Raw genomic sequence first — 3,074 nt, forward strand, 5'->3', positions numbered from 1 at the left:
GTGCGCTCCCGAGGGTCATGGACCGCGCGGTGTTGGAGACGGCCTTGATCCCCAGATAGGCGGTGGTCATGCTGCTGACCGCGGTGAACGCGGCGGTGAGGATGCCCACGATCACCGAGGTGTCCCCGTGCAGCCGCCAGACCCCGACGACCGCCACCACGACGATCGCGACATTGCTGATGCTCACCGCCAGCAACCCGTACTTCGCCTTGTCCTGCTCCAGCTCGACCTCGGTACCGCTCATGGTCCCCCCGACCGGGTAGTGCGACGCCGCCATACGAAGAAGACCCCGTTCGACGAACGGGGTCTTCTGGCTGTGGCTGGGGCCGGGGTCGAACCGGCGACCTTCCGCTTTTCAGGCGGACGCTCGTACCAACTGAGCTACCCAGCCACGAGGTTTCACGTGAAACCTCAGCGGTCCTGACGGGATTTGAACCCGCGGCCTCCACCTTGACAGGGTGGCGAGCACTCCAAACTGCTCCACAGGACCAAGCTGTTTGTGTGCAACAGTGTCGCACACGGTTCTGCGTGCCCCCAACGGGATTCGAACCCGTGCTACCGCCTTGAAAGGGCGGCGTCCTAGGCCGCTAGACGATGAGGGCTATCGGCCCGCCTGGGCGCTTCTCAGCGCGTCGGGGACGTGAGAAGCATATGGGATGGTGAGGGGGATCGCCAAAACGGTTTACGGGCGGGTGGGCGCGGTCGCTCCCGAAGGCGTCGCGCCGGGGCTCGCGCCGGGGTGGTTGTCGTCGGCCAGATGGCGGCTGACCTCGGCCGTCGTCAGCCCCAGACCGCCCAGCCTGATCGCGTCCCACGCCTGGAGCCGATGGCTGTCGCGGTCGAAGTAGAGCACCGAGGCCTCGATCGGCGCCGGGTACTTCCCCTCCACCGCGCGCAGCCCGCTCCCCCCGGTCGAGCCCTCCATCCGCAGCCGCGTCCCGTACGGCAGCTTCTCGTACCCCTCGTGGTGCAGATGCCCGCACAGCACCAGCGGCACCTCCCCGTCCGTCTCCCGCGCCGCCACCGGCTCGTGCGCGATCGCCACGTCCACCGGCGTGCCCGCCGCCCGCTGCGAGCGCAGCGCGCTGGCCAGCCGGTCGCCCGCCAGCCGCTCGGCCGCGTCCCCGCCCGGCACCACCGCGCGGTCCGGGGTGAACTGCGGGTCGCCCGTCCCCGCGAAGCGCAGCCCGCCCGCGGTCACCGCGTGCCCGTCGTCCAGCACCCGCACGTTCTTCATGCGCTCCAGATAGCGCTGGGTGGTCCGGGAGTCGTGGTTGCCCCGCACCCAGACGTACGGCACGCCCAGGCCCGCGACCGGGTCCAGGAAGCCGTTCTCCGCCGCCGTGCCGTGGTCCATCGTGTCGCCGGAGTCCACGATCACGTTCACCTTGTACTGCTTCACCAGCGAGGCGATGATCTTCCAGCTCGCCGGGTTGAGATGGATGTCCGACACGTGCAGGACCCGGATGGTGGAGGGGTCCGGCTGGTAGGCGGGCAGCGTGGACGTGACGTCGTAGAGCTTGGTCACGTTCGTCACCAGACGCGCCAACTCCTTCTGGTAGACGTCGAATCCGGAGACGATGCTGCGCGCGTTTCCGATCACCGACGGCGCCGAGGACAGTAGCCCGGAGAACCTCGGCTCCATCACCGACTTCGGGTTCCACGTGGCGTACGCCGAGACGCCCGAGGCGGCCAGCAGCGTCAGGGCCAGCCCGCTGGCCAGGACCGCGCGCCGCGGGCGCCGGTAGACGGCGAGGCCGAGGAGGCCGGCACCGGCGACCACCGCCACGCCGGAGCGCACGGCGAGGTCGAACGTGCCGTGCTCGACGTCGTGCGCCACCTCGCCCTGGAGCCCGGAGAACCGCTCCGGATGGTCGACCAGTTCCTGCGAGCGCAGCGGGTCCAGCTGGTCGACGTTCACGTCCAGGCGCACCGGCGCCACGTGGCTGTCCAGGGTGAGCGCGCCCAGCGGGGACACGTTGATCTTCGTGCCGCCGGACAGGGACGGGCGCAGCGCCATCGTGGTGTTCACCGGGCCGACCGGTGTCCGTACGTTGCCGACGACCAGCAGTCCCAGCCAGGCGCCGACCAGTACGACTCCGGTGAGGCCGAGGGCGCCGCGCCACGGCCGGGGGCGGGCGGCGAGTTCCAGATCGGGGAGCGGGCGGTGACGGCGGCGGAGCCGGGCTGCGAAGGGGACGCGGACCATTGGTCCCGTATGCCCATGCGCGGGGGCGGGTATGCCGGGGGATCCGCCACCGCCGTGGGGCCCTTCGTGCCGGACAATGGCCCTGTGCTGGAGATGACGCGCGAGGAGTTCGAGGAACTGGTCGCCGAGGCGCTCGACCGGATCCCCCCGGAGCTGACGCGGCTCATGGACAACGTGGCGGTGTTCGTGGAGGACGAACCGCCCGCCGGCGACCCCGACCTGCTCGGCCTGTACGAGGGCACCCCGCTGACCGAACGGGGCGAGTGGTACGCCGGGGTGCTGCCGGACCGGATCACGGTCTACCGGGGGCCGACGCTGCGGATGTGCGACACGCGCGAGGACGTCGTCGCGGAGGCCGAGGTGACCGTGGTGCACGAGATCGCCCACCACTTCGGCATCGACGACGCCCGGCTGCACGCGCTCGGCTACGGCTGACCGGCCCGGCCGGCCGCGGAGTTGATGCGTACGCGGCGCGTGTCCTCCTGAGGGTGGCGGGAGTTGGGGAGGTTGACTCCTTTCCTTTCCCGGAGGTGGCCGCCGTGCGCCCCTTGTACGTACCTGCCCGACTGGTCGTCACGGCGCTGGCCGTCTCCGTCGCCGCCGGCTGTGTGAACGTGGCCGACTCCGGCGGCCGGGCCACCCCGTCGCACCCGGCCGGGCACTCCGGCGGCCCCGCCGCGGCGGCGGTCGGCGGCCCGGCGGCGGACGGCCTGGCCGGTCCCGGCCGCGTCGAGACGGGGGGTGACGGCAAGCGCGGGCCCGGCGACCGGCACAAGCCGGGGGAGCCGGCCTCGGCGTCGGCCGGCGCGTCCGGCCCGGACAGCGCCCCCGCCTCCTCCACGAAGCCCCGCAGGAGCCCCGGCGC

3 protein-coding genes, 3 tRNA genes and 1 pseudogene are annotated in these 3,074 nt (G+C 72.0%); 2 read left to right on the forward strand and 5 right to left on the reverse strand.

Annotated features, from left to right (window positions below):
- From FRZ03_RS10490 to FRZ03_RS10510, 5 genes are all read right to left on the reverse strand, one after another.
- Nucleotides 1-244, reverse strand: a 244-nt coding sequence (locus FRZ03_RS10490; RefSeq protein ID WP_146464882.1) for a hypothetical protein, incomplete at its 3' end; no start/stop codon positions are given.
- Nucleotides 245-317: 73 nt separating this feature from the next.
- A tRNA-Phe gene (locus FRZ03_RS10495) sits at nt 318-391 on the reverse strand.
- A 24-nt stretch (nt 392-415) separates the two neighbouring features.
- Nucleotides 416-490 (reverse strand) — tRNA-Asp (locus FRZ03_RS10500).
- 39 nt (nt 491-529) lie between these two features.
- Nucleotides 530-602 (reverse strand) — tRNA-Glu (locus FRZ03_RS10505).
- 80 nt (nt 603-682) lie between these two features.
- The gene (locus FRZ03_RS10510) at nt 683-2,209 is read right to left on the reverse strand and encodes a metallophosphoesterase family protein (protein ID WP_146464883.1); all 1,527 of its coding nucleotides are present in this window, start codon (nt 2,207-2,209) and stop codon (nt 683-685) included.
- An 84-nt stretch (nt 2,210-2,293) separates the two neighbouring features.
- Between FRZ03_RS10510 and FRZ03_RS10515 the strand changes: the two genes are divergently transcribed.
- Both FRZ03_RS10515 and FRZ03_RS39010 read left to right on the forward strand, forming a co-directional pair.
- Nucleotides 2,294-2,644 (forward strand): metallopeptidase family protein, encoded by a 351-nt coding sequence (locus FRZ03_RS10515; protein ID WP_146464884.1) that lies wholly within the window; start codon nt 2,294-2,296, stop codon nt 2,642-2,644.
- Between the two features lie 104 nt (nt 2,645-2,748).
- A pseudogene (locus FRZ03_RS39010) lies at nt 2,749-3,074 on the forward strand (hypothetical protein); the annotation flags it as partial.

The organism is Streptomyces misionensis (assembly GCF_007896895.1).
GTDB classification, from domain to species: Bacteria; Actinomycetota; Actinomycetes; order Streptomycetales; family Streptomycetaceae; genus Streptomyces; species Streptomyces misionensis_A.